Origin of the sequence: Tamlana carrageenivorans, from assembly GCF_002893765.1 — a bacterium.
Lineage (GTDB): Bacteria > Bacteroidota > Bacteroidia > Flavobacteriales > Flavobacteriaceae > Pseudotamlana > Pseudotamlana carrageenivorans.
On the sequence record NZ_CP025938.1, the window covers coordinates 249607 to 261085 of the forward strand.

Annotated in this window: 12 protein-coding genes; 9 read left to right on the forward strand and 3 right to left on the reverse strand. The window is 35.7% G+C overall.

Features of this window, described 5'->3' with window-relative positions:
- Nucleotides 1-30 precede the first annotated feature (30 nt).
- Nucleotides 31-792, forward strand: coding sequence for an adenosylcobinamide-GDP ribazoletransferase (locus tag C1A40_RS01185; protein WP_102994297.1), 762 nt, complete (start codon nt 31-33; stop codon nt 790-792).
- Nucleotides 777-1349: an alpha-ribazole phosphatase gene (cobC, locus tag C1A40_RS01190; protein ID WP_102994298.1), complete on the forward strand. Its 573-nt coding sequence runs from the start codon at nt 777-779 to the stop codon at nt 1347-1349. Before C1A40_RS01185 ends, cobC begins: the two co-directional genes overlap by 16 nt.
- A gap of 275 nt (nt 1350-1624) precedes the next feature.
- Here cobC and C1A40_RS01195 read toward each other — a convergent pair whose 3' ends face one another.
- A complete protein-coding gene (locus C1A40_RS01195) occupies nt 1625-1972 on the reverse strand; it encodes a cupin domain-containing protein (protein WP_102994299.1) in 348 nt (115 codons plus the stop codon).
- 5 nt (nt 1973-1977) lie between these two features.
- Nucleotides 1978-2628, reverse strand: coding sequence for a Dph6-related ATP pyrophosphatase (locus C1A40_RS01200; protein WP_102994300.1), 651 nt, complete (start codon nt 2626-2628; stop codon nt 1978-1980).
- An 86-nt stretch (nt 2629-2714) separates the two neighbouring features.
- On the opposite strand from C1A40_RS01200, the gene C1A40_RS01205 reads away from it, so the two are divergent.
- The 7 genes from C1A40_RS01205 (at nt 2715) to C1A40_RS01235 (ending at nt 10011) form a co-directional block, all read left to right on the forward strand.
- A complete protein-coding gene (locus C1A40_RS01205) occupies nt 2715-3854 on the forward strand; it encodes an ABC transporter substrate-binding protein (protein WP_102994301.1) in 1140 nt (379 codons plus the stop codon).
- A complete protein-coding gene (locus C1A40_RS01210) occupies nt 3855-4883 on the forward strand; it encodes a FecCD family ABC transporter permease (RefSeq protein WP_102994302.1) in 1029 nt (342 codons plus the stop codon). It begins immediately after the preceding gene.
- The gene (locus tag C1A40_RS01215; RefSeq protein WP_102997104.1) at nt 4883-5677 is read left to right on the forward strand and encodes an ABC transporter ATP-binding protein; all 795 of its coding nucleotides are present in this window, start codon (nt 4883-4885) and stop codon (nt 5675-5677) included. Before C1A40_RS01210 ends, C1A40_RS01215 begins: the two co-directional genes overlap by 1 nt.
- A gap of 154 nt (nt 5678-5831) precedes the next feature.
- Nucleotides 5832-7562, forward strand: a complete 1731-nt coding sequence (locus C1A40_RS01220) for a tetratricopeptide repeat protein (RefSeq protein ID WP_102994303.1) — start codon at nt 5832-5834, stop codon at nt 7560-7562.
- A 136-nt stretch (nt 7563-7698) separates the two neighbouring features.
- Nucleotides 7699-9087, forward strand: coding sequence for a DNA recombination protein RmuC (locus C1A40_RS01225; protein ID WP_102994304.1), 1389 nt, complete (start codon nt 7699-7701; stop codon nt 9085-9087).
- Between the two features lie 10 nt (nt 9088-9097).
- Nucleotides 9098-9463 carry a 6-phosphogluconate dehydrogenase gene (locus C1A40_RS01230; protein ID WP_199287730.1) on the forward strand — a complete coding sequence of 122 codons (366 nt, stop codon included), beginning with the start codon at nt 9098-9100 and terminating at the stop codon, nt 9461-9463.
- Nucleotides 9464-9474: 11 nt separating this feature from the next.
- Complete coding sequence (locus tag C1A40_RS01235; RefSeq protein ID WP_102994306.1) at nt 9475-10011, forward strand: acyl-CoA thioesterase; 537 nt, start codon at nt 9475-9477, stop codon at nt 10009-10011.
- A gap of 177 nt (nt 10012-10188) precedes the next feature.
- Here the strand turns inward: C1A40_RS01235 and C1A40_RS01240 are convergent, their stop codons facing one another.
- Complete coding sequence (locus tag C1A40_RS01240; RefSeq protein WP_102994307.1) at nt 10189-11463, reverse strand: T9SS type A sorting domain-containing protein; 1275 nt, start codon at nt 11461-11463, stop codon at nt 10189-10191.
- Nucleotides 11464-11479 lie beyond the last annotated feature (16 nt).

Genomic DNA, 11479 nt, shown 5'->3' on the forward strand with positions numbered 1-11479 from the left:
CACCCATTTAAAAACAATACATATAAACACATGAAAAGAGAGCTCCAAATATTCCTTACCGCCATCATGTTTTTTACGAGAATCCCTTGTCCGAAGTGGGTAAATCATGAACCTGAATTTTTAACCAAGAGTTCCAAATATTTTTCTTTAGTTGGCATTATTGTAGGGGCTATCGGTGCCTTAGTTTACTATGCCGCCACTTACGTGTTTTCTACTGAAATTGCTATCGCCCTAAGTATGGTTTCCACAATTTATGCTACAGGAGCCTTTCATGAAGATGGCTTTGCCGATGTTTGCGACGGACTTGGCGGTGGCTGGACCAAGGAGAAGATCTTACTCATTATGAAAGATTCTCGATTGGGCACTTATGGTGCAGCAGGGCTAGGATTAATTTTGGTTATTAAATTTTTAGCGCTAACTGATATGCCGATACACCTCATTCCGCTCATCATTATTTCTGGACATAGCCTAAGCCGATTTATAGCTACGACCCTTATTTACACGCATCCTTACGTTCGCGATACCGAAGATAGCAAGGCTAAGCCTGCAGCAAAGAGTATGAGTTTAGGTATGCTAGCCAGCAGTGCATTTTTTGGCATTTTACCGCTTTTATTTTTTAAAACCTGGTGGGTTTTCTTAACCATAATCCCCTGTTATTTAGCCAAAATGTATCTGGCAGCCAAATTTAAAAAATGGCTTGGCGGACAAACGGGCGATTGTGCAGGAGCGGTTCAGCAATTTTCAGAAGTTATTTTTTATTTAAGTATTTTGGCTTTATGGAAATTTATCTAATTAGACACACCACGCCACAAGTTGAGAAAGGTATTTGTTACGGACAAACCGATTTGGATTTAATTGAAAATTTTCAATCTGAATTTGAAACTGTCACTTCTAAACTTCCTCAAAACGAAAATATCAGCGTGTTTTCTAGTCCGTTGAAACGTTGTACTCAATTAGCTGATACCTTAAGTAATCAAGTCATTTTAGACAACCGCTTGAAGGAACTCAATTTTGGTGAATGGGAACTAAAACCGTGGAACGACATTCCTGAAACTGAAATAAATCCATGGATGGAAGACTTCGTAAGCACCGCCGTTCCCAATGGAGAATCTTACACAGAACTAGCGTCACGAGTACGATCTTTTTTTCAAGCCTTATTAATTTTAAAAACCCAGAAGAACGTCGTTATTGTATCGCACGCAGGTCCAATTCGTGCGTTTCTTGCCCAGGTTTTAGATATCCCTTTAAAAGATTCATTCAAAATAAAAATAAATTATGGCGATGTGTTTCATCTCCGTTTACAGGGTAAGTCATTTGAATTGCTAACAGAGGTAGGAGCTAATTCCTAAAAAACATTTTTTTAATAACGGAGACCTTTCCGGTTTTAAAAACCTGAAAGGTCTTTCCAATCGTAATTTAGCACAGTTTATAGTCTCACTGTTTTGATGAACTATTGCTTAATTCTATAATTACCAATATAACTTTCAATTACAACCACTAGTTACAAACAAACGGTAGCGCCGACCCTTCAAGTTTCTGATATATCATCAAAAACACATCAATATCAGTTATTTAAATTTCAGTTGTTAAAAGTCTATTCGTTCATATTTTCACTATTATAGCTTTATTGGACTATCAAATCTACTCTATCGCCACGAGTTGTGGGTTCCGAAATCACAATAAATTCTAAGTTTTCAGATTGATCATTTCGTATACTATGTATTGTTTTTGAAGGAATATGAATCCCACTTCCCGATTCAACTTCTAAGATTTCATTTTCGATTTGAAAAGTTGCTTTCCCTTTTAAAATTCTAAAAAATTGTTGAGCATTATTATGATAATGAGTAACCTCTTTTGTTTTAGGAGGCATCATTTCCTCGATAACACTTAAACTATCTGTTTTTACTAAGTGCCAACCGCTACAACCATCTCCCCATTTATAATGTTCGCTGTTTGCTTTTACCTTTTTCATATCAATTACTTCTTCAAATTCAAATTGGCAAAATTATAGTTACTTGAAACAGCTTTGCTTTCTATGTCAACATCAATTTTATGCTTGAAAAACGGTGCATTAACCACCAAGGTATGGAACTCACCATTTTCACCACAGGCATCAATTCCTTTATTTTCAAGCTCTTCCACTAAATCAGATGTTATTGTCCTTCCAAGATAATCGGGACCTAACTCTTGGTTACAAGACACAATAATGGCTTCAATGCCAGCATCAATCATCTCTAAAACCAACTGTTTTCTATGTCCTTGCCATAAAGGCAAAATAGCCTCTAACTCTGCTGCTGCTGAAACTTTTTCTTCCCAAGCCCGATGCGATTCAATATCAATATCTCCAAAAACAGCATGAGTTATGGGATAAGACTGGGTGATTTTCTTTAAATTTTCAATGTATTTAACCTCATAATCTGTCCATGTGCTACTAAAAAAATGGATAGGCAAGCCTAAGGCTTCAGCTTGCGCTTGTAAAATGTCTTTAGGAATACCGTGAGACCGCGATCTGTCTTCAAATTCATTCATAACATTTAATAATACCGTTGGCTCAAAACCAAGTTTTGTAGCCTTATAAAAGGCGTAACAACTATCCTTACCACCACTCCATGAACACAAAAATCTCATATTATTTTATTTAATTTGTTCAAAAGTAAACTTAAGTATGCCGTAATACAAAAAAAATAATGACCTTTGAATTTCAATTATAATCCATGCGTTTTTTAATTCTACTTTCCCTTAGTTTTCTTTTTTTTACCTCATGTAAGGATGAAAAAAAGAACCACCCTTCAAACCCTGAAATCGTTTCAACAGCCGAAAAAATCAAGTATGCCAAGGGGTTTAGTATCACCAATTATAAAAATTACACCGAAATTATTGTCACCTCACCTTGGCCTGGGAGTCAAGACGCTTTTAGATATCTTTTAGTAGATAACGATGAAGATATCCCTGAATTTCGTGAGTCTGCTGTTATCATTAAACGTCCTATCACTAAAATTGTGGCCATGTCTACAACCAATATTCCTGCTTTGGAATATTTGAATGTAGAAGACCGCTTGGTTGGTTTCCCTTCAACCAAATATATTTCATCAGAGAAAACCAGAGCCCTCATCGATAATGGGCATATCAAAGATTTGAATAATGATTTAGAAATTAATATGGAATTGTTTTTGGAGTTGCAGCCAGACTTAGTGATTGGCTTTTCTGTAAACGGAATCAATAAATCTTTAAACCAAATAGAAAAATTTGGCTACCCGGTGGTTTTAGACGGATCGTGGACAGAAGAACATCCTTTAGGGCGTGCCGAATGGATCAAATTTATCGGAGCGCTTTTCAACAAACAAGATGAAGCAAATGCCATTTTTGAATCCATTGAAACCGATTATTTAGAGGCTAAAGCATTAGCTTTAAAGATCAAGGAAAAACCCGTTGTATTATCAGGATCCATGTTTAACGACGTATGGAATGTGCCTGGAGGTAAAAGTTATATCGCTAAGTATTTCGAAGATGCTAACACCAATTATATTTGGAAAGACAACACCTCTAACGGGAGCATCCAACTCAATTTTGAAAATGTTTTAAACCGTGCCCGTCAAGCGGAATTTTGGATTGGCGCAGGGTCGTTTCAATCGCTGGAAGACATGAAAAACAGCCATAAAGGCTATAGCTATTTTGATGCTTTCAAAAACAAAAACATTTACACATATACCAAAAAAATTGGTCCAAAAGGCGGTTTATTGTATTATGAATTAGGTCCTTTACGCCCCGATCTTATTTTAAAAGATATCATCAATATTTCGCATCCTCATTTATTAAAAGATTACGAAAACTACTTTTTTAAACGTTTAGACTAGTTGCAAAATCCTAAAAAATATCAACTTATATTTTTAGCTCTTACCCTGCTACTCATTGTTTGTTTTTTTACAAACATCAGTTTGGGGTCTATTTCAATACCCAATAGAGCGATTATTAAAACCATTTTTGGAACAAGCGACAATGTATCTTGGCATCATATCATTATAAATTACAGACTTCCAAAAGCTTTTACCGCCATGATTGTAGGCTCTGGTCTGGGTATTTCGGGCTTGATGATGCAAACTTTATTTAGAAACCCTTTAGCAGGACCTTTTGTTTTGGGGATTACTTCTGGTGCCAGTTTAGGTGTGGCCATTGTTACCATGGGTGCTTCCCTTTTTGGCGGAGTGCTTCTTGGTGTTTTAGCCTCAAAATGGACTTTGGTTATGGCCGCCACATTAGGAAGTTTTTTAGTGTTACTCACCGTTTTAATTGTATCGACTAAGGTTCGTGATGCCATGGCCATTCTTATTATTGGTCTTATGTTTGGTAGTATTTCGGCTGCAGTGGTTAACGTCCTATCCTATTTCAGTTCGGCCGAAGAATTGCAACAGTATTTCTTTTGGGGCTTTGGTAGTTTAGGCAACTTATCGTGGCAAGAGCTCCTTATTCTTTTTGTACTTTATGCATTAGGCATCCTTTTAAGCTTAGCTGCTATTAAGAGTTTAAATTCATTATTACTAGGCGAAAATTACGCTAAAAGTCTGGGGTTAAACATTAAAAAAAGTAGGCTCCTCATTATAACTTCTACGAGTTTATTAGCGGGAACCATTACAGCTTTTGCAGGTCCCATTGCTTTTATCGGACTCGCCATACCGCATATAACCAGACAGGTTTTTAGCACCTCAAATCACAAAATATTATTACCTGCCGTATTTTTATTCGGTGCAATAATCATGTTAATTTGCGATAGCATAGCCCAACTACCTACTAGCGATTATACCTTACCCATTAACGCTATTACTTCTCTAATAGGAGCCCCTGTGGTTATTTGGTTATTGGTTCGAAAAAGAAAAATGATGTTTTAATGACTAGGCCTGCTACACATATCGTTTTAAAAGCCGAGGACCTTTCCATTGGTTATACCTCTAAAAAAGAACATCATATTATCGCTTCAAACATCAATATTGAGTTACACAAAGGGGAATTGGTAGGCTTAATTGGCGCCAATGGCATTGGAAAATCGACACTTTTACGCTCAATAACCAACGTACAACCTGCCCTATCTGGAAGTATCGCTATAAATGATAAAAATTTAAACAGCTATTCAAATTTAGAACTTGCTAAAGTTTTAAGCTTGGTACTAACTGAGAAACTAGCGTCTAAAAACTTAACGGTTTTTGAACTTGTGGCCTTAGGTAGGCAACCTTATACCAATTGGATTGGGAATTTTTCTAAAAACGATAAAACCAAGATTCATGAAGCTTTATCACACATTAAAATTGAAAACCTGATAAACAAAAAATGTTTTGAATTGAGTGATGGTCAGCTTCAAAAAGTCATGATAGCTCGAGCCCTAGCTCAAGATACCGATTTAATTATTCTAGATGAACCTACTACACATTTAGACATGTATCACAAAGCCTATATTTTGAAACTACTTCAAAATTTGGCTAAAGACACCCAAAAAACCATTTTATTTTCCTCACATGAAATCGATTTAGCCATCCAACTCTGTGACAAATTAATTGTGATGACTGACGGCGCCGTAGTTTCAGATCAACCTTGTAACTTAATTTCAAAAGGGACATTCGATACCTTGTTCCCTGAAGACTTAATTGCTTTTGATGCGAATACCGGTAGTTTTAGGGTGAAAAAATAATGTTTTCAGCTTTAAACAAAATTAACTACCTTTAAATATCTGATTTACTGAATATTACAAAACTCTCTCTTTAAGAAAATTAAAAGCAGACCTAAATTTTTATGCCATGCATCGGGATAAAAAATGGCATTGATAACTTATAATTTTCAATCAAATGAAATCTAGATTCGTAATTACTATTAGCGGCACCCTATTACTGGTTTTGGTCTATGGCGCAATAACTTTTTCTTTATCTGAAGCAACCCCAAAACCACCAAAACTGGTGATGAGTAATATATCATGCACGCCTGCAAAATATATGTTGGAACCTGTAGATACCACCAAACAAATTTCACCCTTATTTAATAATTTAGGAAAACTCCATTTTGAAGTGACCACCAAAAACAAAAGAGCTCAAGCTTTCTTTAATCAAGGAGTGAAATTATCGTATGCCTTTAATCATGCCGAATCACACCGTTCCTTTATGGAAGCGGCACGCTTAGACCCTGATATGGCTATGGCATTTTGGGGACAAGCTTTTGCTTTAGGGCCCAATATAAATGACCCTACACCAACCGATGAGCGCAAAACAAAAATTAATAAAGCCATTACCAAAGCGCTTTTATTAAAACCAAATGCCAGTAAGAAAGAGCAAGAGCTCATAAAAGCGCTTTCGCTAAGGTATAGCACCGATTTCAAAGCGAATCCAGACGCCCTCAACATGGCTTACATGAAAGCTATGGAAACCGTATTGAAACAGTTTCCTGAAGATGCTAATATTCAAATTCTATATGCAGCCTCGGTTATGAATACCGTACCATGGCATTATTGGGATAAAAATGGAGAGCCTTCACCAAATATCAAAGAAGCTAAAGCAGCCTTAGAGAAAGCCATGACACTTGAACCAGAAAATCCCGGAGCCCACCATTATTTCATCCATATGGTTGAACTTCCTTATCCCGATATGGGCGTGGCAAGTGCCGATAAACTTGCTTCGTTAATGCCTGGAGCCGGACATATTGTACACATGCCTTCTCATATTTATATTCGCGTTGGCAGATACAAAGATGCTGTAACGACAAACCAAAAAGCCATATTGGCCGATGAAAACTATATTTCACAATGTTTTTCGCAAGGCCTATACCCGCTTGGTTATTATCCGCATAACATTCATTTTTTATGGTCGTCGGCCAGTTTATTAGGCGCCAGCGATATTGCCATTGATGCCGCCAAAAAAACAGCCGAAAAAGTACCTATGGGTGAATTTTTAGACATGCCCTTCCTGCAAGATTTTGCATCCACTCCGCTACTGGCCTACACGCGATTTGGTAAGTGGAACGACATTTTAACCATACCTGCGCCTAGTTCAAAAATCAAACACCTTAACCTAATGCGACATTATGCGCGAGGTATAGCATTTATAAGAAAAGGAAATATAGATAAAGCTCAAATAGAGTTAGATAAAATTGAAATTCTGAAAAATGATCCTGAATTAGAAACCTTGGTGGCCACAGCTAATAATGCTTCCAAACATTCAGCTAATATTGCTTTTGAAGTTGTTGCAGGCGAGCTCGAGGCTGCAAAAGGGAATTTAAATCAGGCCATTTCTCATTTAAAAAAAGCTGTTGTTTATGAAGATGCCCTAGTTTACACCGAACCCGCAGCTTGGCACATACCTACACGTCAAAATTTAGGCGCCATTTTAATGAAAGCAAAAAAATATAATGAAGCCGAACACATTTATAAAGAAGATTTAAGCATATTAAGACAAAATGGTTGGTCGTTAATGGGCTTATACAATAGTTTAATGGCTCAAAATAAAACCAAGGAAGCACAAACTATAAAAGTAGAGTTTGATAACGCTTGGAAGGATGCAGACATTACCATTAACAATTCAATTTTATAAGTAAAACCTCCTTTAAGTATGTAATTTATTTAATAATTTAAAGAAAATCTGGAATTCCTAAAAATGTTATTAAATTGAATTTTGAGATTAATTCTTAAATCTAAAAAATATATATTTGAATATATTTCCTTTTTAAATGAACGACAATCTCATTTTAATAATCTCTATTCTCCTTGCTGCTGCCATGGGCGCTTATATTGGCAAACTCATTACAAACCTTAAAAGTAAAAGCGAAAAAAGCACTTTAGAAGAACGCAATAACAATTTACAACAACAATTGGCGGATTTTAAGCATCAAACAGAATGTGACAAACAAAAGGATATCAATCACTTCAACAATCAGTTGGATGCCTTAAAAGAGACCATTTCAAAAATTGAAACCGAGCGTGAAGCCATTCGACGTGAAAAAGATTTTTTAAACACCGAATTAACGCGTAAAAATTCTGAATTTGAAAATCTTCAAATTAAAAATAATGAACAAAAGGCTGAAGTTTCAAAACTTCAGGAAAAATTCACCAAAGAGTTTGAAAATCTTGCCAATAAAATTCTAGATGAAAAATCTGAGAAATTTACCATTCAGAATAAGGAAAACATCAAGAATATTTTAAATCCGCTTCAAGAGAAAATTAAAACTTTTGAAGAAAAAGTAGATAGCTCTCAAAAAGAAAGCCTCATCATGCATTCAGCACTTAAAGAACAGTTGCTAGGCTTGAAGGATTTAAACCTACAAATGACCAAAGAAACCACCAATTTAACCCGTGCCTTAAAAGGTGATAGCAAAATGCAAGGAAACTGGGGTGAATTGGTATTAGAGCGCGTATTGGAAAAATCGGGCTTAGAAAAAGATCGTGAGTATTTTGTACAGCAAAGTTTCACCAAAGCCGATGGTACAAGAGTATTACCCGATGTGGTATTAAGCCTTCCAGACGGCAAAAAAATGATTATTGATAGTAAGGTGTCACTAACCGATTACGAACGCTTAGTAAATGCGGAGGACGAAGACAAAGCCATTCATTTAAAAGCTCATGTCAATTCTATTAAGCGCCATGTCGATCAACTTTCAGAAAAGAACTATCAAGATTTATACGATATGGAATCTCCGGATTTCGTATTGATGTTTATCCCGATAGAACCTGCCTTTGCTGTGGTTGTACATGAAGATAATACGATATACAACAAAGCTTTTGAAAAGAATATTGTTATTGTAACACCATCTACCCTCCTAGCCACATTACGCACCATCGATACCATGTGGAATAACGAGAAGCAGCAACGTAATGCCTTAGAAATTGCCAGACAAGCCGGTGCACTTTATGATAAATTTGAAGGTCTAGTTACCGATTTAACAGGTGTAGGCAAAAAAATAGATGCTGCAAAGAGTGATTATTCGGCAGCTATGAATAAATTAGTAGACGGAAGGGGAAATATCATTACAAGCATTGAAAAGCTAAAAAAAATGGGAGCAAAAGCTAAAAAAGCACTTCCACAAGCCATTGTAAAACGCGCCGAGGAAGACGCCATTTAAAAAATTTATTATGATGAAAATACTTTTAAAACTTACGATCGCCCTATTAATTATTATCGCTGGTTACTTTAGTTTTGTATACTTTGTGCATTACAGCACAGGTGTTAGAGCTGGAGAACTTATTAAATTTTCTCAAAAAGGTGTCATTATTAAAACTTGGGAAGGCCAAATAAGTCAAGGTGTTTCCGAATCTTTGTTTTTTGAATTTTCTGTTGAAAACAAAGAAAAAGCGGTCATTGAAGACCTTAAAAAGTACCAAGGTGAATTTGTAAAACTTCATTATTTTGAACGCTACAAACCTTTATTTTGGCTAGGTCACACCAAATACTTTATTACTAAAGTTGAAAAAAGTGAAAACCATAAACAAAATCAATAAATAATTATTTAATGTTTAAACACGCATCAGAATCACAAGTTTCCATAACACAGCTCATGCTACCATCACACTCTAATTTTAGTGGTAAAATTCATGGCGGACATATTCTAGGTCTCATGGACCAAATTGCTTTTGCCTGTGCTTCAAAACACTCTAGGCATTATTGTGTTACGGCATCGGTAAACCGTGTCGATTTTTTAAATCCCATTGAAGTTGGTGAATTGGTCACGTTAAAAGCTTCGGTAAATTATACAGGGCATACTTCTATGGTCGTTGGACTAAGGGTTGAATCTCAAAATATTCAAACAGGGGTTGTAAAACATTGTAACTCCTCATATTTCACCATGGTGGCAAAAGATGATCAAGGAAACAATGTTCCTGTACCAGGACTCATCTTAGACGATAAACAAAGCATACGACGCTTTGCTAGAAGTATTGCTAGGCAAGAGCAGTCAAAATCTAGAACCTCTACATTTAAAGCATCAGAGTTTATCATGGAAGAACACCTCACCTTGTTAAAAAATCAAAATGCTAAAATAGCATTATAAAAAAAGCCGCTAAATGCGGCTTTTTTATGAAGCTATCTTAAAGAATCATCATTCTACATTTAAAAACATTAAGCTTGTCGACCCCTTACTAATTTAACTCACATTTAAGTAATTTGACAACTTAGCTTATAGAAGTTGACCTTTCAAACAACCTGTCCCACAATCCATTTTACATCTTTATTTTCTTACTAGTTTAGTATAATAACTTTGATTATTAGAACTTGTAATCTGTAATACATACATTCCTTTTTTCAGTATATTTTTTGTATCAAACGAATAAGTATTTAAAACAATATTTTTTAAAGGCGCCTTAAATATCAGTTTTCCAACAGTGTTGAATACTTTAAGACTTAATGCTTCAGAGTAGTTTTGTGAAGTTTTTATGTTTATGATCCCATTTGAAGGGTTTGGATATACACTAATCTGACTTGCAAAATCATGGTCTGTTATACTTAAAGCATTTTCTGCAGTTACGGTAGTGGCTAATCCATCATTTGAAACTTTAATGACTTTGCCTGAAGCAGGAACAATTTGTCCGTTGGCTACCATAGTGTTTATATCAGTGGTATAATCGTAGGCATTATTATTTATCACAAGTGTTCCATTATCTATATAAATTTTAGCATCGGCATGCACACTAAATGTAGGCGTATCTAAATTATTATGATTTACAGTTACCGTTCCAGAGTTTATATTTAAGTTTCCTGTATCTGCTGTAAGTGTAAGTGAACCTATATTTCCTGCATTATCTAAGAATAAATCTCCTACAAATAAATCTCGTCCTGTATTTACAGTACCACCGTTTACGTTAAGTATTCCGTTAGGTCCTATTTTTGTTGCCCAATACGCTAGCGATGTGCCACCAGTGTTTACATTTAATTCACCCAATGGGTAAAAATCTCTTGTGCCAATTTCAACTTGGTAGCCACCATTAATGGTTCCGTTGTTATTTACATTTACAGTACCATCACCGTTGTTTAATGCTCCAACAAATACGGCTTGCCAGTTTGTAGGGTCGTTAGCTTGAAGTGTTCCTCCTTCTATATTTACAGTTCCAACACCTTCACGACCAACTCTAAAGATATTGCGACAAGTAAAAGTTGCCCCTGTATTAACAGTAACTGTTCCATTTAGCCAATCATTAAAAAAAACATTAAAATCGGCATTCACAGTCAGATTTACATTGTCTAGGTTATCAAAGATACCTGGTTGCCAGTCGATAAAACTATCAATAGAAGGAGATGATCCTTGAGTTGAAGTTCTTACTACCTTAAAACCGTTGTTATCAAATTGTACAGCTCCAACAGTACTGGTCCAGTTGGAAGTACTATAAAAGTTACTTCCGGCAGAACCAGTCCAGCTATAAGTAGAATCACCTTGTGCCATTAAACGACTTGAAAATAAAGATAAAGCACCACAAAAAATGCTTGATACAAGTAATTTTGTTTTCATAATTTAGTTGATAAGT

Excerpts from the sequence above, each read along its gene's own strand:
- C1A40_RS01185 (WP_102994297.1), top strand. The coding sequence starts at position 31 with ATGAAAAGAGAGCTCCAAATATTCCTTACCGCCATCATGTTTTTTACG.
- cobC (WP_102994298.1), top strand. The coding sequence starts at position 777 with ATGGAAATTTATCTAATTAGACACACCACGCCACAAGTTGAGAAAGGT.
- C1A40_RS01195 (WP_102994299.1), bottom strand. The coding sequence starts at position 1,972 with ATGAAAAAGGTAAAAGCAAACAGCGAACATTATAAATGGGGAGATGGT.
- C1A40_RS01200 (WP_102994300.1), bottom strand. The coding sequence starts at position 2,628 with ATGAGATTTTTGTGTTCATGGAGTGGTGGTAAGGATAGTTGTTACGCC.
- C1A40_RS01205 (WP_102994301.1), top strand. The coding sequence starts at position 2,715 with ATGCGTTTTTTAATTCTACTTTCCCTTAGTTTTCTTTTTTTTACCTCA.
- C1A40_RS01215 (WP_102997104.1), top strand. The coding sequence starts at position 4,883 with ATGACTAGGCCTGCTACACATATCGTTTTAAAAGCCGAGGACCTTTCC.
- C1A40_RS01220 (WP_102994303.1), top strand. The coding sequence starts at position 5,832 with ATGAAATCTAGATTCGTAATTACTATTAGCGGCACCCTATTACTGGTT.
- C1A40_RS01225 (WP_102994304.1), top strand. The coding sequence starts at position 7,699 with ATGAACGACAATCTCATTTTAATAATCTCTATTCTCCTTGCTGCTGCC.
- C1A40_RS01230 (WP_199287730.1), top strand. The coding sequence starts at position 9,098 with ATGATGAAAATACTTTTAAAACTTACGATCGCCCTATTAATTATTATC.
- C1A40_RS01235 (WP_102994306.1), top strand. The coding sequence starts at position 9,475 with ATGTTTAAACACGCATCAGAATCACAAGTTTCCATAACACAGCTCATG.
- C1A40_RS01240 (WP_102994307.1), bottom strand. The coding sequence starts at position 11,463 with ATGAAAACAAAATTACTTGTATCAAGCATTTTTTGTGGTGCTTTATCT.